Annotated in this window: 18 protein-coding genes; 5 read left to right on the forward strand and 13 right to left on the reverse strand. The window is 60.0% G+C overall.

The genetic code is table 11. From position 1 onward, the window contains the following. Position 1 precedes the first annotated feature (1 nt). The 3 genes from L8F45_RS28710 to L8F45_RS28720 all read right to left on the reverse strand — a co-directional run bounded on the left by L8F45_RS28710 (position 2) and on the right by L8F45_RS28720 (position 2,525). Complete coding sequence (locus tag L8F45_RS28710; RefSeq protein WP_342364122.1) at positions 2–850, reverse strand: alpha/beta fold hydrolase; 849 nt, start codon at positions 848–850, stop codon at positions 2–4. Positions 851–1,057: 207 nt separating this feature from the next. Next, positions 1,058–1,705 carry a glutathione S-transferase family protein gene (locus L8F45_RS28715; RefSeq protein ID WP_342364123.1) on the reverse strand — a complete coding sequence of 216 codons (648 nt, stop codon included), beginning with the start codon at positions 1,703–1,705 and terminating at the stop codon, positions 1,058–1,060. Between the two features lie 73 nt (positions 1,706–1,778). Next, positions 1,779–2,525 carry an SDR family NAD(P)-dependent oxidoreductase gene (locus L8F45_RS28720; protein ID WP_342364124.1) on the reverse strand — a complete coding sequence of 249 codons (747 nt, stop codon included), beginning with the start codon at positions 2,523–2,525 and terminating at the stop codon, positions 1,779–1,781. Between the two features lie 173 nt (positions 2,526–2,698). On the opposite strand from L8F45_RS28720, the gene L8F45_RS28725 reads away from it, so the two are divergent. Beyond that, the gene (locus L8F45_RS28725) at positions 2,699–3,592 is read left to right on the forward strand and encodes a LysR family transcriptional regulator (RefSeq protein ID WP_342364201.1); all 894 of its coding nucleotides are present in this window, start codon (positions 2,699–2,701) and stop codon (positions 3,590–3,592) included. 8 nt (positions 3,593–3,600) lie between these two features. Continuing rightward, on the forward strand, positions 3,601–3,885 hold the full coding sequence (locus L8F45_RS28730; protein ID WP_342364125.1) for a hypothetical protein: 285 nt from the start codon (positions 3,601–3,603) through the stop codon (positions 3,883–3,885). 368 nt (positions 3,886–4,253) lie between these two features. On the opposite strand, the gene L8F45_RS28735 is transcribed toward L8F45_RS28730, so the two are convergent. The 8 genes from L8F45_RS28735 to L8F45_RS28770 all read right to left on the reverse strand — a co-directional run bounded on the left by L8F45_RS28735 (position 4,254) and on the right by L8F45_RS28770 (position 13,804). Beyond that, positions 4,254–5,045 (reverse strand): HlyD family secretion protein, encoded by a 792-nt coding sequence (locus L8F45_RS28735; protein WP_483411919.1) that lies wholly within the window; start codon positions 5,043–5,045, stop codon positions 4,254–4,256. Between the two features lie 200 nt (positions 5,046–5,245). Further along, on the reverse strand, positions 5,246–7,600 hold the full coding sequence (locus L8F45_RS28740; protein WP_342364127.1) for an ABC transporter permease: 2,355 nt from the start codon (positions 7,598–7,600) through the stop codon (positions 5,246–5,248). Beyond that, a complete protein-coding gene (locus L8F45_RS28745) occupies positions 7,575–8,684 on the reverse strand; it encodes an HlyD family secretion protein (RefSeq protein ID WP_342364128.1) in 1,110 nt (369 codons plus the stop codon). The genes L8F45_RS28740 and L8F45_RS28745 overlap by 26 nt, the downstream gene beginning before the upstream one ends. Further along, the gene (locus L8F45_RS28750) at positions 8,681–10,012 is read right to left on the reverse strand and encodes a Dyp-type peroxidase (protein WP_342364129.1); all 1,332 of its coding nucleotides are present in this window, start codon (positions 10,010–10,012) and stop codon (positions 8,681–8,683) included. Before L8F45_RS28750 ends, L8F45_RS28745 begins: the two co-directional genes overlap by 4 nt. Positions 10,013–10,015: 3 nt before the next feature. Continuing rightward, positions 10,016–10,528 (reverse strand): hypothetical protein, encoded by a 513-nt coding sequence (locus L8F45_RS28755; RefSeq protein ID WP_342364130.1) that lies wholly within the window; start codon positions 10,526–10,528, stop codon positions 10,016–10,018. Continuing rightward, complete coding sequence (locus tag L8F45_RS28760; RefSeq protein ID WP_342364131.1) at positions 10,525–10,950, reverse strand: ester cyclase; 426 nt, start codon at positions 10,948–10,950, stop codon at positions 10,525–10,527. The genes L8F45_RS28755 and L8F45_RS28760 overlap by 4 nt, the downstream gene beginning before the upstream one ends. A gap of 1 nt (position 10,951) precedes the next feature. After that, on the reverse strand, positions 10,952–11,923 hold the full coding sequence (locus tag L8F45_RS28765) for a catalase (protein WP_342364132.1): 972 nt from the start codon (positions 11,921–11,923) through the stop codon (positions 10,952–10,954). An 81-nt stretch (positions 11,924–12,004) separates the two neighbouring features. Continuing rightward, a complete protein-coding gene (locus L8F45_RS28770; RefSeq protein ID WP_342364133.1) occupies positions 12,005–13,804 on the reverse strand; it encodes a hypothetical protein in 1,800 nt (599 codons plus the stop codon). A gap of 203 nt (positions 13,805–14,007) precedes the next feature. Between L8F45_RS28770 and L8F45_RS28775 the strand changes: the two genes are divergently transcribed. After that, positions 14,008–14,877: an SDR family NAD(P)-dependent oxidoreductase gene (locus L8F45_RS28775; RefSeq protein WP_342364134.1), complete on the forward strand. Its 870-nt coding sequence runs from the start codon at positions 14,008–14,010 to the stop codon at positions 14,875–14,877. A gap of 293 nt (positions 14,878–15,170) precedes the next feature. Here L8F45_RS28775 and L8F45_RS28780 read toward each other — a convergent pair whose 3' ends face one another. Further along, on the reverse strand, positions 15,171–16,037 hold the full coding sequence (locus tag L8F45_RS28780) for a peptidoglycan-binding domain-containing protein (RefSeq protein ID WP_342364135.1): 867 nt from the start codon (positions 16,035–16,037) through the stop codon (positions 15,171–15,173). A gap of 223 nt (positions 16,038–16,260) precedes the next feature. Beyond that, positions 16,261–16,524: a hypothetical protein gene (locus L8F45_RS28785; protein WP_342364136.1), complete on the reverse strand. Its 264-nt coding sequence runs from the start codon at positions 16,522–16,524 to the stop codon at positions 16,261–16,263. Positions 16,525–16,834: 310 nt separating this feature from the next. On the opposite strand from L8F45_RS28785, the gene L8F45_RS28790 reads away from it, so the two are divergent. Both L8F45_RS28790 and L8F45_RS28795 read left to right on the forward strand, forming a co-directional pair. Beyond that, positions 16,835–18,565 (forward strand): dipeptide ABC transporter ATP-binding protein, encoded by a 1,731-nt coding sequence (locus L8F45_RS28790; protein WP_425330067.1) that lies wholly within the window; start codon positions 16,835–16,837, stop codon positions 18,563–18,565. A gap of 28 nt (positions 18,566–18,593) precedes the next feature. Then, positions 18,594–19,832 carry a CapA family protein gene (locus L8F45_RS28795; RefSeq protein ID WP_342364202.1) on the forward strand — a complete coding sequence of 413 codons (1,239 nt, stop codon included), beginning with the start codon at positions 18,594–18,596 and terminating at the stop codon, positions 19,830–19,832. Positions 19,833–19,980: the final 148 nt, after the last annotated feature.

The raw sequence follows: 19,980 nt of genomic DNA on the forward strand, positions 1-19,980 counted from the left end.
TTCACGCGTCGAGGAACAGGTTTACGTGGGCCGTGAACTGCTCGGGGTACTGGTAGATCGAGCCGTGGTTGGCGTCGGGGTAAAGGATTAGCGTCGCGTCCGGGATGTGCTGCGCCAGGATGTACGAGTTGACCGTGTAGACGATAACGTCCTTGGTTCCATTCACGACCAGAGTGGGCTGCCGGATCGCCGCGAGATAATTGTAGGAGCCCGCGCGCTGCTCGCCCCATTCGCTGATCGCGGCCATTTGATTGGCCGCTGTTGCCTCGTCAGCCTCGGGGTCGCGGCCGTCGACGCGTTGTCGGAACAGCTTGAGGTAGCGTTTGCCAGCCGCCTGGCTCGCTGCCGAGGGGGTGAAATGGACGCGGAGCCAGACGTCATCCGGGTTCTCATAGGTGGCGCCGAAGACCTCCTGCGCCTCCGGGGTCAGTGTGGCCATGCCTTCGCCGCCGCGGGGGCCGGTTCCGACGAGGATCAGCTTTCGAACCAGGTCCGCGCCTTGCAGCGCAATCTCCTGTGCGATCATTCCGCCAATCGAGAAGCCCAGCACGTCGACCTGCGTGAGGCCGAGCGCGCGGATGAAGGCGATCGCGTTCGCAGCCATTTCGCGGAACGTCGTCGGCACCGTTCCGGTCGAGCTCGACACGCCCGCGTTGTTGAAAAGGATTACTTCGCGGCCGCGCGCGATCGCGTCGGTCACGGCTGGTCCCCAATGGTCCATCGTGCCGGTGAAGTGCTGGTTGAAGACCAGCGGAACGCCGCCGTCCTTGCCGAAACGGCGGTAGGCAAAGCGAATGCCGTTGGCCTCGGCGAACTGCGTGGGGGCGCTGTGATGAGTTATGCTAGGCACGGTGTAATCCTTTTGTGTTCCAGCGGGGCCGCTTGGCCGCCTCAGATTTCTCGGAAGGAGCAGCCACGTCGTCCCTGTTCTTTGCGGGACCGCGTCGGGCCGTCCCTGGATCGGGGATGATTACAGAACCGGAAATCAGTCCTCGGCTGCAGGTTGATTTGCTTGTCGTACTGTGGCGTACAAAGACAGACGTTCGGCGGCATCTTCTCAGGCAGCAAAGCTGGGGCGCGCAGCGATTTTGTCGTACCAGCGGCGGGACGCGCTGTTCCCGTCCGGGATAGCGAGATCCAGTGCCTTGGTTGCGAAGTCGACCGTGACGACCGCGGTAATGTCGGCCACGCTGAACTGATCGCCCGCGACGTACGGCGCCTGGCGGAGCCTGATCTCGAGATCGCCATGAAAATCCGCAATCCGCTGGCGGCCACGCTCTACGAGGTCCGGAATCTGCTCGTAATCGTGGGCGCCGGCGATCGCGCGCCCCCTGAGTCCGGGAACCTTATTGCGGACGGTTTCCATCACCGCTGCAAAGCCCTCGAGCTCCATCCGCCGTTCCCACATCGTCACCAGCGCTTTGTCTTTAGGCGATGTGCCGAGTAGCGGCGTGTTGGGGTGCGCCTCTTCGAGATAGCGCAGGATTGCAGGCACCTCGCCGATCGCCGTCCCGTCTTTGATGACGAGCGTCGGCACGACGCGGCGCGGATTGATCTTGGTGTAGGCTTCGGAGAACTGCTCTTTCGCGCCGAGGTCAACGGGGACGCGCGACACGCAAATCCCTTTCTCTGCGATGAAGATGCGAACGCGGCGTGAGTTGGGCGAGCCGCTCGACTCGTACAGTTTCAGGTGGTCGGATGACATGATGAGACCCTCGAACGGGGCAAGGACATGGGACAGTGTCGTGCGTGATGGAAGCGGGCCGGGACCCGCTGGATCAGCCCGCTGACTTGCCGCCGTCGACGGTAAGGATGTGGCCGGTCACGAAGCTGGCCTCGTCAGATGCCACGTAGAGGATCGCGCGCGCGATCTCGTCGGGTTGGCCAATTCGCTTCTGAGCGTTGAGGTTCGCAAGATAGGCCTTGACCTCCTCGCCGCCGGTGAAGCGGTCGAGCATGCCGGTCTGCACTGGTCCCGGCGCCACTGCGTTGACTCGGACGCCAAGGCTACCAACCTCCAGCGCCACAGATTTGGTCAGACCCTCGACCGCGTGCTTGCTTGCTGCATAAATGGACGCACCGGCAGCGCCTTCGTGCCCGAAGGTCGACGAAATGTTGACGATGCTTCCGCTACCTTGAAGCTGCATCACGCGCAGTTCGTGTTTCATGCTGAGGACGGTGCCGAGGACGTTGGTGTCGAAAGTAGCGGCATAGCTTTCCGCGGTTTGATCGATAGCCGGGCCGGGCTTGCCTTCGGTGCCGGCGGCGTTGACGGCGATATCGAGCCGGCCGAACCGCTCCACGATCGCATCAATGAGCGCTCGAACGTCGTCCTCGTGGCGCACATCGGCGCGGACGAATTCGGCTTCTGCACCGGCGGCGCGCAACTCTGCGACGAGAGCGGCGCCAGCGTCTTCGTGACGACCCGAGGCAACGATTTTTGCCCCTTTAGTCGCAAAGGCGAAAGCGGTGGCGCGGGCGATGCCAGTAAGCGCGCCTGTGATCAGGACAACGGGGGTATTCATATTATTTTCCTTTCGATACGGCGCAGTGGTGGGGCATGCCTGATTTGTCTGGGCGACGGGTGGGCCAAGCGAAACCGGATGAATATCTCGGCCGCTGCAAAGGAGATATGCTCAAGGATCTCCCGGCGAAAAGACTTTGTTTCTTGGACTCCATGCCTATAAGGTATGGCTTCATGGAAATCCGTCACCTTCGCTACTTCATTGCCGTCGCCGAAGAAGGCAGCCTGACGGTCGCCGCCGAAAAGCGGCTGCGCACCGCGCAGCCGTCACTGAGCCGGCAGATGCGTGATCTTGAGGCCGAGCTCGGCTGCGAGCTTATGGTTCGCGGAGCCAAGGGCATTGAACTGACGGCCGCCGGTCGTGTGTTTCTTGATCACGCGCGTGCCGTGCTTGTCCAAGTCGAAGCAACGATAGAGGCCACGCGACGCGCGGCGGCGCCTACCAAGTCGTCTTTCGTTCTCGGCTTCCTGACGGGTCACGAATTTGAATGGCTGCCGGCCGTGATGGGGATTATGCGGAACGAATTGCCTAACATGCAGGTCGTCATTCACAGCCTCTCATCGCCCGATCTTGCAGACGGGCTAATGCGGGGGAAGATCGACCTCGCTTTCCTGCGACACGAGCGCAACGCCCCAGGGATCGTCTTTACGCCGCTGGTTGATGAACCTCTGATCGTGCTCATGCCGGCTGATCACTGTTTGACGGCACACGACGCTATCACCGCCGAGGACATTGTCGGCGAGCAACTGGTCGGCGTACCCCACGACAAATCCCCGGCACTTAGGGCGGTGACCGATGCCTACGGCGCCAAGCTCGGCATTGATCTCACTCCCGATCATTATGTCGACAACCTCTCGATGGCGATGTCGCTGGTCGCATCGACCCGCGGCATTGCTCTGATGCCGCACTATGCGCGCAACCTGTTGCCGCCGACCGTCGTCAGCAGGTCGCTTGCCGGTGTGCCGCCGACAATTGACCTGTCGCTCGGCTACAATGAAGCGAATACATCGCCGCTTCTAAAGACCATCGTAGCAAAGATTGGCGATCTTAAGTTCGCCAATCGCTGAGCTTTGCGATGCCTAGTCATGATGTGGAGCCGATTGAGGGATTGATTTCCTTAAGCGCAAGAAGACGGCGAGCATTTCGACCGACGAGGCTGACCAAGATCGCGATTTGCGATCTGCGTGCAGCCTTAACCGCCACTGCGAATTCTCAGGGAAAACAATTTCGGGCCTTGTTTGATGCACAAAAAGACGAAAAATCAAAAGCAGACCTCAGGGTTGAGGAAATTCGTGTCGCGTTAACGAAGTTGGATGACAAGTTTGGCGACGGCAAGCCCGAAAGCGTGGTCGAGGTGTAATGCCTCGACGAGGTGATCGCAGTTCTGATCCTAATAGCTCTTCCGCGGGCTACGTCCCAAGTTGATGCTGAGCGGAATCAACGACAGAGCGAAAAGTATTTGATCCTGAATTGTTTGAATTCGGCGGACTTAAGCACCGGGAGACCTTGACCTTCCGCCTAAGGCAACTCCGTATACGGCTGGTGCGAACGGCTGGTTTGGAGAAGTGGCACGAATGTCCGGTATTGGCGCTACTGAGATAAGATGAGGTCGAAGGAGAATTGAATCGCGGCAACTTATCGACAATACGCGTTTGCGAGGGCACGCGTATAGGGAACAGCTTTCATTTTACCGCTCCATTGGCGAGCGGGTCGAAGGGAGTTTGAATGCTACTTCTGAGAGACGGCGTGGAGGAATACCGTCTGCCCGGGCTCGATCGCTACGTGTTCGGGTGAACCCTCGAACCTGACGCGGAAGCCATTTAGATCGTGGTCGCCAACGGCACGCTTTGCGCGCCAAGTAGCGAATTCGCCGAGTGGGCGCAGCTCCGTCACGACGGCAGGGAAGGGCCGTGCATCGCCTACCGTCAATTGCGTTGTCGCTCCGACGCGAATTCCGCCAAGTTGATCCTCTCTCATCGTAAATGCGAACCAAAGTCCGCGATCGGGAGCGAAGAGGAGCGCTGGCTTGCCGGGGCTTAGAACTTCACCGGGTTCGGCGATTAGTGTTCCGACGGCACCATTCTCCGGCGCTATAAGCGCAGTTTTACCGAGTTTAACGCGGGCGTCGGCAACGGCGGCGTCCGCCTGCAGCACCCTTGCGTCGGCGAGCGCGCGCTCCTCCGCAATCGGCCCGTCCTTGGCGGCTTTCCATTGGGCGCGTTTTAGATCAAGGTCGGCGGCGGCCTTGGCTAGGGAGGCGCTGCTTTCGTCAAGCTGGACCCCGCTGTTGAATCCGCGCGCTGAAAGAGCGGCGACGCGCGCATTTTGTTGGCGTGCGAGCGCAAGGTTGGCTTCGGCGGACCGAACCGCGTGCGCAGCGATTTCCACCTCTTCCGCGCGCGGTCCAGCGTAGAGACGATCGCGCTCTGCGCGCGCCGCCGCAAGCGCGGCTTCGGCTTCCACGAGGGCGGCGATCAAATCGGGGTTGTCGATGCTCGCAAGGAGAGCGCCCTTCGTCACGGTTTGACCGGGAGCTACTTCTATTCGCGCGAGACGCCCTCCAACCTCAGGTGCAATTCGAATCTCGGTGCGCCGCACCATCCCCGCAATCGGCGGTTGCGCCTGTCTTCGCGCAGGCAGAAGAGCGGCTGCGCAAACCGCCGTCGCGGAGAGCGCAGCGCAGATCTCGAGAACGATTACAACTGTGCGCCGCATTCCATTCATCTTGTCGCCTCTAGCGAATTTCCTCGGGAGCCAAGCAGCCAAGCAGCACAGGCGTATCCGGCCGTGAGCGTCCAGAGGGAACTCCAGTCATGCCAGACGTCATGCATTGAAGCGCCCATCTGATTGAGGCGCAGCAGTCCGTCGATGCCGAAAGTCGAAGGAATGGCAGCGCTCGCTATCTTCAATGGCTGCGGAATGGCCTCCGGAGGCCATGCGACGCCGACCAGAAAGAACAGCGGCATTCCAAGCCCCATGAGAAGAATCACAGCGGTCTCGCGTCGCTTGGCCAGTGCGCCTACGCATTGGCCAAGGAAGCTGACCGAGAGAATAAAGGGAATCGTGAAAGCCAGCAGATCCAGAAGATGATCGCTGGAGGCGTACCCATAAATATGAGGCAAGACAACGAGCGAGAGCGCAAAACCTGGTAGCGCAAGCGCGAGATGCGCGAGCGCTTGGCCGCCAATTGCGGTGGGCCGGGCTCTGCATTTTCGCGCTGCGATCCCTCCCTCCGCGAAGGCCACTCCGCCGAGCGTGGCGACGCCCATCATCAGCGATTGCTGAAGGATCAAGATGAAGGCGGCGGGAACCACGTAGGAAGCGTACCCGCCGGTGGGATTGAATAACGGCTCGCTTAGAAACGCCACCGGCGAACCTCGAACGATCGAAGCGCGATAGAGACTCCCACCCGGGCGCGCAGAGCCAACCTGCCGATCGGCGGATACGGCGGCGACGGCTTCGCTCACGCCCTGGAGCGTGCGATTGTAAAGAAGGAAATACGTGGAATCGATATAGAGCGGCAAATGCGCCGGCTGTCCTTTCAAGGTTTCGCGCTCAGAGCCGGCGGGAATGTCGAGGATGGCGAAGACCTCACGCCTTCCAAGTGCGGCCTGCGCCTCCGCAAGATTGAGCGGGCGTAGCGCGACTTCGGTTGCTTCATGCGCATTCAGCGCCTGCACGATCGCGCGGCTCACTTCGGAACGGTCATCGTCGACTACCGCGATCGGCACGTCGCGGATGAGTTGTCCTATGTAGGGTTGAGGATAGAGAACGGAGTAAAGCAAAGGGCCCATGACGATGAGGCCGAATGCGCCGGAATCTCGAAGTATCCGCGCATATTCGTTCTTGAAAGCGCGAGTGAGGCCGACCCGTTGCTCTGCGCGCTGTTCTGGCGGAGGCCCCGCGCTTCGAGGAGGATTGGGAAGGATGCTTCGCGCGTGAAGCCACGCGAGCCCGAAGAGAGCCGCAGCGAGAACGGCGAGAATTGCAAACGGTGCGACCGCATCCTGCGAAGGTGATCCTCGCGCGGCTTGATCGAAGAGGATTTGGATGTACCAGCGCAATGGCAGCACCGCCCCCCACGCGCGTCCAAAGCCACCCATGGCGAGGATGGGGAATCCTACTCCGGCAAAGCCGAATGCCGGCGAGCACACGATGCCTGTCAAAGTGAGGCCGACGGGAAGGCTGCGCGTGAGAAGCACAAACAGCGCGCCCAAAGAGAGATAGGCCGCGATCAGGAGCGCGGCGGCAGCGCCGACAAGAATGGGATCTCCTCTAAACGCGATCTGGAAGCCGCCGTGGATGATGAGAAGCCCGAGCACCATCATGATCGCAAAGATCACGAAATAGGGGGCAAGCTTGCCGACCAGGGCCGTCAACGGACTCTCACCCGACGTACGAAACCATTCATCTGCGGTGCGGCGCTCGCCAAACTCTGAACCGACCGCAAACGCACCAGCGATCGCGATTATGACGTGAAGGACTGTCGGCATGATCGCGCGCAAGAGAAATTGCGCATAGTTGAGAGCGGGATTGCTAAGAACATACTGCTCAACAAGCAGTGGGCCCGCCGCGACTTTGTTCGCCGCGCCCGATGTCTGCGTCTCTTCTGCCGCCGCTGCGGCTATGGCCGCCTGAATTGCGTTAGCCGCAATGTTGCCGGGCGTGAAAAACTGCTTGTTGTAGAAGGCGACAATCTGGGGCCGTCTTGCGGCGAGAAGATCGCGTTGGAAATTCGACGGAATATAAACGGCTGCGATGCTGTCGCCGGCGCGGATGGCATGCATAGCAGCGGCGAGATCCGATGAGCGCGCCGCGATCTCCACGCCCGGCGCAGCGTTGATCGCCTGTATGAATCGTTCCGAAGTCGCAGATCGATCAGCGTCAACGACATCGATCCGTAGACCTCGGATGACCGCGTCGCTGAAGGCGCCAGCAAGCAAGAGGAACGCGATGAGAGGCGCCGCCACGACCAACAGCAATGCGACGGGATCACGCCAAATCCACCTGACCTCGCGCGCGGCGACTGCGCTTAGGCCGGTTTCTATTTCAGGAGCGGGCGCGGAGATCGACATAAGCACTCATGCCCGGCCGCAGTTCGGGAATATTCTCAACGGGGTAAGCGCGAACCTCGAACGTCCGGAGATCGAAATCGCCGGTCGCCCGAGTGGCCCGCCATCCCGCGTATTCCCCACGGGTTGCGATCGTCTTGACCTGAACGGCGATTTCCCGGTCGTTAAGCGCTGGGATCCTCACCTTCACGTTGTCGCCGACTTTGAGGCGTTTCGCGAGATCCTCGCGCAGATCAAAGCGCAGCCAAACGTCGCTTAGGTCAACCAGCGAGAGAAGTGGCGCGCCGGGCGTCACATATTCTCCGATCTCAACACCAATCTGATACACCTGCGCGCTGACGGGCGCTTTTACAGACAATTCATCGGCTTGCGCCCTGAGGGTAGCAATCGTAGCTTCCGCCCGTCGCACGCTTGCCTCTGCGACCGCGCGCTCTTCGATTGTGGCGCCAGCGAGAGCTTCGTCCAACGACGCACGCGCTTGCTGCAGAGAGCGCTGGGCGACTTCGAGCGCGGCCGTGGCTTCGTCAAGCCTCTGGACGGAGGCGTTTCCCTTTTCCGCAAGATCGCGCGTGCGTTCGAAATTCTGTTGTTGCAGTTTGAGGCTTGCCCCAGCCGCCGCCACCGAGGCTCGCCGAGCGTCGACAATTTCCTTCCGAGGGCCTACCAGAATTCGCGCCAGATCGGCGGCGGCGACGGCGCGCGCGGCTTCCGCTTCTTTCAGCCTGGTCAACAACTGCGGATTATCGATCGCGACAAGTAATTGTCCGGCTCGAACGTTCGAACCCCTTTCGATTGGGCGAGCTCCTACCCGGCCGTCAACTCGCCCTGCAATATCGACGCGGCGGGCGTCCGCCTCGCCTTGAACCAGCAGCGGTTGGGGCCGTACGGCGTACCACAGCGACAGGGCGATGATGCCCGCAACACTCGCCGCCACCACCAGCGACGCCGCTGAAGGCGACCGTCCGGCAGGTTTTTCTGTTTCAGGGCCAGGCTCTTCGACGACCGGCTGAGAGGATAGTGCGCTATCGGTCTGTCGATCTAGATCAGTTCCGGATGGAGGCGCATATGGCAAGCCATGACCGCTCACGGGCGCATCTCCGTCAGCCAGCGCAGGCCATTGATCCCGGGCAAAAATACATGCTCGCCGCCACGCACCGTTGTGAACTCCTTGAGTCCCGTCAGTCGCCGTCGCGTTGGCCTCGCCGGGAAGAGAAAGTCGTCAGCCAAATCCTTTCGGCCCACGATCGGATCGGTGCGCGATCCCTGCGAAATGAAGTCTCCGTCGTTCACCCATTGCGACTGTACAAACTCAAATTGCCGCCCCGGATTTGCGTTGATCATGGCGAGCACAATGCCGCGATCCTGCCCGTCGTCTTGGAGCGCCTCCTCCGGCAGCAATGGTCCGTAGGCCGCGCCGCGCCTGAGCACGCGGTGAAGCCGGACATCTGTGAGCGCATCTTTGAGTCCGTCGCGCGGGTTCACGCGCCGAATATGCGAGCCGAGCGGCGTCTTCCTGCCTTCTCGGTCATCATCGAAATAACTGAAAGCATTGTTTTTGAGCGGGTTGGCGACGCATGTCGGATCGTCCCGGGTTGGAGCAAGAGCGAGCGGACATCCGCTGCGCCAACGCCCCATCATCTTTGCTGCGAGAAATTCTTGCTCGTCCAGGTTTCCAGCACTCTCGCGAAGGAAGCTCCGGAAGGCCGCGACATGCTGTCGAATTTTCCGAATCGCGATGAAGGTTCCATTCCGCCACAGTTCTTCCGGCCCGCCCGCTCGAGCGACGACGCCCAATTCATTCTTGTACCCGAGGATGAATTCGCCCGCTTTGGCGGCTTCGCCCTGACCTGGAAGCGGCTCGCCTCCTTGTCCTTCGATGAAGGGGCGACTGATTCCGTCATGGAATCCGAAGTGCTCGCGTAACGTCGGAGGAACTCCAACGTCGAGCTTGCCGGCTAGCGATACGCCAGAAAGCCCGCCGACCGCTTCGTGCCCGATTGCGACCTTTTGATCGCGTAACGCCACGCTGCTCGCCATCACCATCACGCCGATGTCGAACCCAGTGCCGCCGTGAGGAAGATCCCAGTTCGCGGGATCGCTCTCGCCGATATCGCCGAGGAGCGCTTTCCGTGCAGCCATGCCTTGCCGGAACTCAATGGGAAATCCGGCAAGATGGTCCTCGCGCACTCCAAGCTTTCTTAGACCTTCATGGCTGAAGACGACGTTGATCCACGCTTTTTCGGGTGGATCCTCCCAATCTTGCGCCGAAGTCACATGCGGAGCGAGACGCGCCAGTAAAGTCCTGGCGGATTGCGCCTCATGAATCTCAAACAAGAGATAGGAGCCGAAATAGGGAAGGGGGCGACTGTGAAGCACCGTCCCTTGAATGTCCGAAAGCTCTAACGAGACCGGCATGTGTCAGCCAGCTGCGTCCAGGAGATCAGAGACAGCTTTGGAAACCTTTTTCATCCTCTCGATGTCACGCACGGATACATCGGGGTGGCTGACGTAAAAGAACTCTGCTTCGATCAGACGTTCTTCCACCCATTGGGCGGCGGCCGGGCTTTGGATGCCGGGATAGCCTTCAAAGACGCCCTCGCCCATAGCGTCCAGCCATGGATGCGCACCCGCGGCAATGTCGACCAGATACGGCTTGAAATCTCCATCATAGACGACCGTGAGGAGAAATCGCGTGTCGTTGTCGAACAGGAAACCGCGAAATTCCTGAACCGTTCCGACCCGGCCTTCCCAATATGCGGCTTCGGCTTGAAATTGTGGAAGGCGCTCGCGGAACAGCTTCGCGCCGCCCGGCGCGACCTTTCCAATCATCGTGAGCTCGCCGCGCTTGCCGATGCGCTTCCCCGGTCCGTCCGGCTGGCGCGCGATGACTTGCGCCATCGCCGTTCGCTCATTCTGCTGAATGTCGCTCATATGCTCCGCTCCTTGCGCGTGAAGTTGAATTCGAGATGCCGTTTCATGGTTTCCGTGTCGAGAAATTCGCGTTGGTAAATCATCCGCCCGCGCGCCCAGCGGCCGAAAACCGCAAAAGTAGTGTTGAAGAAGCAGCCGGAGCTGTAGCTAGTGCCTGTGATGCGGGCGACGGAGGCGCTGCGTGACCCATCGTAGCTCGTGAAAAGCTCGATATAGGAATCACAATCGACTCTGGCGTCTGGAAATGTTTCGCAAAATCTGCGCGCTTTTTCGAGATGGTCCGCTTTGCCGTGCTGACGCGTCTCGCCCGTTGCAAAACCGATAAATTCTTCCGCCAGGAATTCGCCATATGATTTCCAATCACGGGCGTTCCATGCGCGATCGATCGCTTGCATTTTCGCCAATGTCGTGCGGGCCGCCAACTCACGCTCCGTCTTTCGCGTGATCGCCTTGAATCGAACGCCAGCCGCCGCTTCGTCGTGCAGCGGAAACTTCGTAGACCCCTCGCCGAATTTGAAGAATCGGATCGTCGGTCGGTTCAATGCCATCCACCAACATAGTGGGGTCGTGATTCATCACATGGTCGCCAACGTCCTCCTCGGTAATGGGCGATAGCAGTTTCAGCCGTCCAATATCGATGCGCTTGCGACCTTTTGGCCACAGGGCGGTCGCGTCGTTGAGCGGGTCGCCGTCTTCGGCAAGCTCAAGCACAAAGTCGAACTCGGCGCCGACGCCAGATAGCAGGCGGTGCTCGAGCTCCCGATACAGGCTATCGACTTCCGATTGCGCCAGAGAAGCGACTGGCTGACCTTTTGTGCCCGAGACTGGCGCCCAGTGGCATCGTGCATGAGTCGCATTTCCCGCTTCATTCAAGAAGCGGAACACGTGGACGGCGTTAAACTCGGTATGGGCGAAGCTGACGGGAGCAGGACTCTCGGCGCGCATCTTCAGCACTTGCGCCGTATTCGCATTGTTAGCCAGGAAAGCTTGAAGCGCCGTCTTGTTAATCGGGCCGCCTGGCTCCGTCGGAAGTCCGGCTTCGAGTAAAGCGAGAAATTGTTCAACACTATTCGCAACGAACAACTTCTGGCTCAACATCACGACGTGCGTGACGCGTCCATCCGGCAGGTAGAAACGAGTCGCCATTCCGACTGTGTTGCCGAAATGCGCGAACGGATCGCCGCCGCCTTTCGAGAATCGCACGGTTACGGGGATCTCGTCGCCTTGCATATGGACGGCGCGCGTAAATTGGGCTGCCTTTGCGTTGGCGACGAAGACTCCGCGATAAAGCCTGCCATCCGCGTGGAGCGCGCGATGCTTGGGGTAGTCCCCAAGAATCCGCTTTATTTTTGTAACGATCTCCTCAGCGGAGCGATATTGGCTGTTCTGCGGCAAGGCAGCCTCCGACGCGGCTCAAAGGCGAGCTTTGCGAGACTATGACTTTCCGGAGCGGGAAGGGCAGTGAGGCTGCGAGCGCTAACGGTTAGCGGGCAGGCTGTCCTGATACTTCATCAACAGCGGGGCAAATATCGCGCTGTTCCGCAGCCGATCGATTCGGGCGTCTGTTCTGAGCCACGCCCGAGCCATTTCACGGCTCTCGATGCACGCCGCCAGCTCGGCTGCGGCACGGCCATCGTCCCCAACGGACAATGCGAGTGTCGCAACCGAGTAACGGCACGCGCTTGGAAATGCAGCGAGTAAACTACGAGCCAGGTCAGGCTCCCCCATCCAGGCCAACAGTTCGGCTCTTGCCAAGGCGAGCGTGGGTGGGAAATCCATCGCATTGGTCCACGAGCGGGCGATGCGCCCGGCTAAATCGCCGCGACCTCCGAACAGGTCGGACAATGCGAGATGAAATTTTACCTCCGGAGGCGATTCCTCACGGATCGCGATCGCGCCATTCTTCGTTGCCTCAAATCGGCGAGATTGAAAGTCGCATACGGCCTCGGCGATATCCTGCTGAACGGAAAATGGCTCGAGCGCGCGCGCCTCTCGAAAAAGGGTCTGCGCCTCATCATGACGCTCCAGGATTGTCAGGAACGCTCCGTATACGCGTCTCGCACGCGCATTCTCGCCGAGACCTATAGATCGCACGAACGAATCCTCCGCGCGGCGATCGAAATCGAACCACGCCAGAATAGCCCCGAGGGAGGCGTGCGCCTCCACGGATGAAGGGTCAATTGCTAGCGCCCTCCGCGCCGCCGCCTCGGCCTTCACGCGCGCTTCCGCGTGGCCGAGCAGCCCGAGCCGAAACATATCGCAGAAGCAATCCGCGATCCCGGAATGGCCACGCGCGTAATCGGGCGCCGTTTGAGCGATCTGCTCAAATGAGCTGAGAGCCCGGCGCAAGTTGTCCGGAGTCTGCAGATCCAGAAACTGGCGGCCGCGCACGACAGCGCCCAAGGCGTCAAGCGCCTGCGGACCGGGCCGAATCTGGTTCGCCCGCATCTTCGAACTGTCCAACCTGACGCGGTTGAGCACGGTCGCCGCGATGTTCTCCTCAAGGTCGACAAGGTCGCCATCGGGTTGATCGAACCGATCCGACCAGATGACGAATCCGTTGGCGTTCGCGACTTCAATTGTCACCCGCACGCGTCCTGACCCGCGGCGAATGGTGCCAAGAACGATTGCGTCCACACCTAGCTCAGACGCCAGCTCGGGAAGGCGTGGCTCCAGTTCTGCGCTGCGGAAGACAATACCTCGGGAGACGATGTGGAGGCCTTCGACCTTTCCCAACGCGTAAATCAGCTCGTCGGTGAGGCCTTCCGCCAGGCTGCTATCGATCGCGTTCTGGGACAACGATCGGAATGGGAATACCGCGACTGCGGCGCCGCGCCCTGGCTCGAAAATAGCGGCCTTCACGCCCGGGAGCGGAGCCGTGACTTTTGGCGTTCGGCGGGTAATGATGACTGAATATTTGCCGGCCGGCATTGCAATGCCGACAATATCGCTGGCGCCCTCTGCTTCGTAGTACTCTCCGAGCTTGCGACGGAGACGGCGAGCTTCGACTCTCACGGCAGAATCGATTCGAGGATCATAAGCCGGTTCACGGCCATAAACCTCATTGCCAATGACTGTTTCTTTTAGCGAGTCGCCTCTGCCAGCTAACGTCTCCTCGACGACGAACGTCAGCAGAGCGATCAGCCTCTCGGACCCCTCGAAAATGGAACTCGCCTTTAGCCGCGCGAGCTGAGCGCGGACTTCATCTGACGAGGGGCTCGCTGAATCGATCGTCGGCTCTCGCGTGGGGGTGGGGCGTCGGGTGCGCTCAGTCATTTCAAAAGTCAGTGTCTATCCCGACAGTCGAGCTCTTGGAACGAACATCGTGGCCGCTGTGGACGGCAAAGGCAAGCCATTGTTATCGCTCGTTAAAGCGTCAAGAGGTGGCGCCGTTAGCTCGGCCTGTAACCCCAACTCACAGGCGGCCATCGGCCGGCTGCTCTAGCTTTCTGTTGCGCTTCAACGAACGGACGATTGGCATGAATATGGACCAAGCAACCGCGCTGTCGGGTAAGGTAGCCGTCATAACTGGCGCCGCGAGCGGAATCGGCTTGGCTCTGGCTCTTCATGCCGCACGTCTTGGCATGAAGGTCGCCCTGTCTGACGTTAGTGACGACAGGCTATCTATCGCGCGAACGCAAGTGGAAGCCCTAGGAGCGCAGGCGATCGCCGTCAGGGCGGATGTGAGTAAGTTCGGCGATGTCGAACAGCTGCGCGATCGCGCGGAGAGAGAGCTCGGGGCGCCGTGGCTGGTCGCTAACAATGCAGGCATCACCAAGATCGCTTTGACATGGTCGCATAGCGCGGCGGACTGGCGTCGTATGTTCGACATTAATCTCTACGGGGTGGTGAACGGGCTGCTTGCGTTTCTTCCTGGGTTACGAGCGCGCCGGAGTGGTTACATCCTGAACACGGCTTCCGCCGCGGGGCTGCTGACGATACCTGCGGCATCGGCCTATGTCGCGAGCAAGCATGCGGTAGTCGGGTTATCGGAAACCCTTTATCGCGAGCTGTCAGCAAGCCGATCCGGCGTCAGCGTTTCGGTGCTTTGTCCGGCCTTGGTCAAGACGAACATCATGCAATCCAGTGATGCCGCCGGGGCCGGAAGCGCTATGCAATCATCTCACGCAATGAGCCCAGAAGACGTCGCTGTACAAGTTTTCGACGCGATTGCTGCCAAGCGATTTTGGATATTGACCCACGCGGCGCATATGGAGCCCTATATTCGCGCGCGCGCCGAGCAAATGGTGACTCAAGAAAATCCGGACCTGAGCAGCGCGGATCCAGACGTGGCCAGAAGTTCATCGGCCGCCACGGGCGTGGACTTTCTTGCAGCGCCCTCTGCGTGAGCGACGAGTCCTGAGTGCCCGTGGCGGTAGGTAGGCCTCAATGTGAGGTCTTCTAACTCGATTGGGCCCTCCTAAGCTGGGGAACGCTCCAACGTAGTTCGTCCGGAGAGGCCGTGCGTGTAGCTGAATGTCGGCTTTGAGATCCGACGACGAATGTCCGCACTTGGCGCTTGCTGGCCACGCCTAGGCTGCTCGGCAATCGGCAAATCATTCGCGCAGTTGGCGCCAGAAGCACGCCATCGGGCGATCAGCGTCCAACCCACTCTCTGCAAGAAATTTAATAGGTCCTGAACCTAGAACGCCAACCGCTGCAGCAGGGCAGCGACGAAAAAGTTGCCTGATTGCGGCTTTCCCTGAGCCGTGCCGCTGACGGATGTTGAGGCGTTGATGGTTTTCTCCAAATTGGAGATGGCCAGCTTTCCGTCGAGTTGCTGATCTCCTGTAAAGGAAGTCAGCAGCACACCAACCATGCAGCCGGGAATATCGTCGAGCTTGATCTCCGTCGGAAGCATCAGAACTCCAGTCCGGATGCAATCGACCGGCGTTTTTAGATCATTCTTGGGTTTCCCTAGCACTCGGGTAAGAAACTCCTCGCCTTTGCCAGAGGGGTCGGTCAGCGTCAGCTTGAAGCTAAATATGCTGTCCACGTTCGCTTTTAGGACGAGGCTGAAGGTCCACGCGCTTTCCGTCGGTTTGGGCGCCGGCGGCAGTGGAGGCGGCGGGGGCTTCGGACCAGGCGGCGGAGGCGGAGGCGGTAGAGGCGGCGGACCGGGTAGCGGTGGCTCTGGAACGGGAGGCGTTGGGTCCGGAGGCGTCGGGCCCGGCTTACCGGCCATCGCCTTGTCGAGCGCGGCGATAGTCTGGATGCCGACGACGTGGTCTGGAACCGTCTGACCGACGCCGAGGATCGGCTTGGGACGATGAGCGCTCTTGAACTTGAACACCGCATTCGCCGTCGACTGTCCGTAGACGCCGGCCGGATCAGTGATGTCGAAACCCAGCGTTATCAGCGCGGTTTGGATGCGCTCGACCGCTTCCTTGGTGCCGGGAGAAGCCGGCTTGCCGACATAAAAGTTAAACTGATGCGAACGGGCGCAGGCCTCCAAACGATCACTGACCACCTTTGGGGGCGCCGTGAATAAGGGTGATGAAAGCGTCATGTGCCCCTCGAAATGCCTCAGATCGAGATGCCGCATATTGCCGCGCGAGAGAGTAGAACGGCGTGCTGGCGCGCACGCTGCGGTTTGGACGCGTTCTCTGGAGAACAGACTGCCGCCCGGGAGAAGAGCGAGGCGGAAAGTCCGCTTCGCAAGCGGGCCGCCGCCAATCAATGGAATAGAAAAGGCGGCTTCCAAGCCGCTTTAGCTGAGCGTTTCAGACCTTTCACGCGCCGCGAAGATCGATAGCTTGGTATCGCTTGCCGTCCGGTCTGATGATTTCCATCCGCCGGTCCCAGCCACGCCGCTTGACGATCACATTCTCCGCTGCGGTGCGGACTCCGAGCTCCATCTTCACGACATCGAGCGCGAGCGCAGTTGCTTGCTCCTTGATGGGTGAGACATTGCAGATTCTCTCGGACGGCCTCTCCGGAGCCGGCCTGCGCCATTCCTTCTCGCCGTCGAAGCCGAGCAGAGGCTCTGCGTTCAACTGCTAAATCGCGCGGCTCCGCTACCTTCGCCGCGGTAGCCTCTTGGAAGGCCGGCGGCTTTTTTGTTCGGGCGATCGTGGCCGCGGGCCGCTGAAGGTCTTCGAAGGATGTTCTTCGCTAGCTTTTAGTTCAGAGCCGCCGCGTCGATCCGGATGAGACTTTCGCTTTCGCTGAGGCGCTTCAGGGCCGTCGTCGTTTACCGGGGATCGTCTGAGGCTGCGCTTCAGAGCATCTTTCAACAGCATCGGTCGATCGTGCTTCCTGAGCAAGTCTGTGAATGCTTCATCCGCCAGTTCTTGAATCGTGGCAATGCGATCCTTCGCGAGGGTGTCAAACCTGACGATCACTACGAACGCGACCTGCTTGCCGATTGTTCGCGACGTAGCATTCACGCTCCGACGTGGAGAAGTTCTTAGCGTGATCGGCGAATCCGGCGCCGGTAAATCAACGATCGGCAACGCCGTGATCGGCCTTCTGGCCGAAAGCTTCGCACAGACGTCAGGCTCGATCCGGTTAGAGGGAATTCCGCTGGAATCGCTCAATTCGACCGAGACGCGTGCGCTCAGGGGGCGGAGGATCGCAAGCGTCTTTCAGGATCATACGTCGTCGCTCGATCCTTTAATGTCGGTCGGAGCTCAAGTGAGCGAGACGATTGCGGCGCTCCTTCCAAATCTCTCCAGGGCGCAGAGGCGGGAGCGAGCCGTCGCGCTTCTCCAACAGGTCGGCATTCCGGACGCAATCCAGCGATATCACAGCTATCCCCATCAGCTCTCCGGTGGGCAAAGGCAACGTGTCGTCATCGCGATCGCCTTGGCGGGGTCGCCTTCGATTATCGTTGCGGACGAGCCGACCTCCGCTCTCGACGCCACCGTTCAGAAGCAGGTCCTCCAACTCTTGCGCGGTCTTGTTGAGGAGTCAGGGCTTTCGCTCATCCTGATCACTCATGACATGAGCGTCATTGCGGAGATTGCCGACAGTGTGCTGGTGATGAAATCGGGCGAGGTGGTTGAGTGCGGTCCAACGACGGAGCTGCTCGCGAACCCGCAGAACGCTTACACGCGGAATCTCCTGTCGGCTGTGCCGAAGCTTCATCTCTCACAGCGGAACATGGAGGAGATCGATGACGCTTCGTCCTCGTCGCAAGGTCGAATAGCCGAGGTGGTATCTGTCCGACGCGAGCCGATTCTTGTCGTTGAAAATCTCTCGAAGGCATTCGGAAGTGAGCGGAAGTTCGGCTCCTGGTTCGGCGGCGGACGGGCAAAGTTTGCAATGCGCAACATCGGGATTCGGCTCGGCCGAGGAGAAATTCTTGGTCTGGTCGGAGAGAGCGGCAGCGGCAAGTCGACGATCGGACGTATCCTCGCCGGGCTCGAAACGGGAGCAGACGAAGTCCGATTGAACGGCCGGGCATGTGATGTTGCGCGCAGCGGTGCGCGCGGTGGCTTGCTCGGGCGAATTCAGATGATCTTTCAGGATCCCGCGTCCTCTCTTAACCCGAGGCTAACAGTGGCGGAAGCGCTAATGGAATGCATTCGCTTCGCGTGCAAATCGGCGGCGGACCGAAGTCCCGCGCGCATGATGGAGATGATCGACAGGCTCGGCCTGCCTGGGGCGCTCTTGTCACGCTATCCCCACCAGCTTTCCGGAGGCCAGAAACAACGTGTCTGTATCGCTCGCGCGCTCCTGGCGGGACCCGAACTCGTGATCGCGGACGAGCCGACCTCGGCTCTCGACGTGTCCGTTCAGGCTGAGATACTCGCGCTGCTCAAAGAAGCGGTTTCCGAACAAAATCTGTCGATGATCTTCATTTCTCACGATCTCGCCGTCGTTCAGGAACTCTGCGACACGGTTTGCGTGCTGAAGGAACGCCGGATCGAGGATTACAGAACGTCGGATTTCGTGTTCGGTCGCTCAAACAATCTCTACATGCGACAGCTGATCGAAGCTCGACCGATGATGTTCACCGCTGAAAAGTCCGGCGGAGAAAGTCAGAAAGCTATTCCGATATGCGCACGGTCGCTGCGGCGGCTGATTGCGTGAGCATGTAACAATTCGAAGAGGAAATGGAATGAACAAAAACTTCGCGCTCGCGGTGACCGGCCAGTCACTCATCAAACACGATCTGCGGACAATCGAGAGCCAACAGTTCAATCAAGTGAAGGCCATTCTGCAAGGAACGAATCTCGCATTCACCAACTTCGAAGGCACGATCTTCGGCGAGCATGGCGGATGGCCACTGAAAGGATTCTATTTCGGCAGCAGCGCGCCTGGAGTTCTCGATGCGCTGGCGGACATCGGCTTTCGAGCGCTCTCGCTTTCCAACAACCACTCTTTCGATCTGGGACCACCGGGAATCCTCTCGACTCTCGACGAAGTCGAGAAGCGGGGCTTCCTGCATGCAGGAATCGGCCGAGACGCAAGTGAAGCTCAAGGCCCATCCCGCGCGTCCTTCGATGGACGGCATATCGCGATGGTGGCGATGGACGGCGGTCCAGGACCCGACTTCATGTATGCGACTGATCCGGTCGGCTCGCGTGGCGGACGCCCCGGCGTCAACCGCCTCCGGCTTTCACGTATCCTCGAAGTCGACGAGGACGCGTTCGGAAAACTCGAATCCATCCGCGACCAAGCGGGATACGCGACCCTCGACCTCCTTATGGACAATCAACCCGACGACGTCCCGCGCCTCGCCGACGGTGAAATTGGCTTCGGCCGCGGCGCAATCTTCCAGCGATCGGATCGCTTCAAGCGGACGATCAGGATCGACCAAGACGATCTCGCCAAGAATTTGCGAGCGATCGAAGCCGCAGCCGACCAGGGTGATCTCGTCATCGCCTATTTGCATCACCATCATTGGGCTGCCGACTGGGTCAAATCGCCGGATTGGATCAGTGCTTTCGCACGGCGGTGCATCGACGCGGGCGCCGCTGTATTCGTCAGCCACGGCGTTCCCGTGCTTCTTCCGATCGAAATCTACCGTGGAAGACCGATCTTTCACAGTCTCGGTAATTTCATATTCCACACGAGGTCCGAGATTGATCTCTGGAAACGACAGGAAGTCTGGGAGAGCGTCGTCGGGCTGTGCTCGTTTAATCCGGACAATCGGTTGACTGAGCTTAAGCTGTATCCAATCGTGATCGGAGGTGAGGAAGGGCTTCAGGACGATGATCTGGAACGCCGACTTGTGCCGCATCTCGTGGAAGGAGCCGCAGCGGAACGAATTCTCAAACGTCTTGCGATCGAGTCCGCACAGTATGGATCCAGGATCGAGGTCATCGGCGATGTCGGCTTCGTCGACTTGCCTTAGCCGCTACGCCGCGCGTGTCGTCAACCAGGTTGTATTATCGCATTGTGAAGGTCCGCTATCGGGAAACACTGTGTACGTCCGGAAATGATGCTGTGGATGGCGCTCCGACCCGCGGCCAGCATTAGCTGGTGGCCAAACAGCGGGAGCT

Origin of the sequence: Terrirubrum flagellatum (genome assembly GCF_022059845.1) — a bacterium.
Taxonomy (GTDB): Bacteria; Pseudomonadota; Alphaproteobacteria; order Rhizobiales; family Beijerinckiaceae; genus Terrirubrum; species Terrirubrum flagellatum.